Source organism: Gilvimarinus sp. 1_MG-2023 (genome assembly GCF_030548285.1).
Map to the genome: position 1 here is coordinate 1 of NZ_JAUOSC010000078.1, position 529 is coordinate 529.

Consider the following 529-nt stretch of genomic DNA (forward strand, 5'->3'; position numbering starts at 1 on the left):
GTCGTGCGCTGCTCATCCAGCGAGGTCCGGTTCAGATCCACCACGCGAGCATTACGGAAACCCGTACGCCGACACCACAACAACAAGGTCTCAACCGTTGGAATAAACCAGACATTCCGCATCATGGCGTAGCGATCTTCCGGCATCAGCACTTCCCCCTGAACACCATCAATCACCAGCGTTTCCAGCACCAGCTCACCACCGGGTTTTAATGCCCCGCGCAGCTCTTCCAGATGTTCAATCGGCGATTTGCGGTGATACAACACCCCCATCGAAAACACAGTATCAAAGGCTTTCAGGTTAGCAGGGACATCTTCCATTTTGAACGGCAACAGGTCTGCGCGGGGAGCCACGCCCTGTGCTGCGGCGACATAGCGCTTGATGGCCTGGAACTGCATCAGAAACAGCCGCGAAGGATCCACTCCCAGCACCCGGAACGCACCGGCACCCAGCATGCGCCAGAGGTGATAGCCCGAGCCGCAGCCAACATCCAGAACCGTACGCCCGGTCAGATCCGACAGGTGAGGTG

Annotated in this window: 1 protein-coding gene; it reads right to left on the bottom strand. The window is 58.0% G+C overall.

The genetic code is table 11. The features are described from left to right. On the bottom strand, positions 1 to 529 hold a 529-nt coding region (gene cmoB / locus Q4563_RS15760; RefSeq protein WP_303605138.1), incomplete at both ends, for a tRNA 5-methoxyuridine(34)/uridine 5-oxyacetic acid(34) synthase CmoB.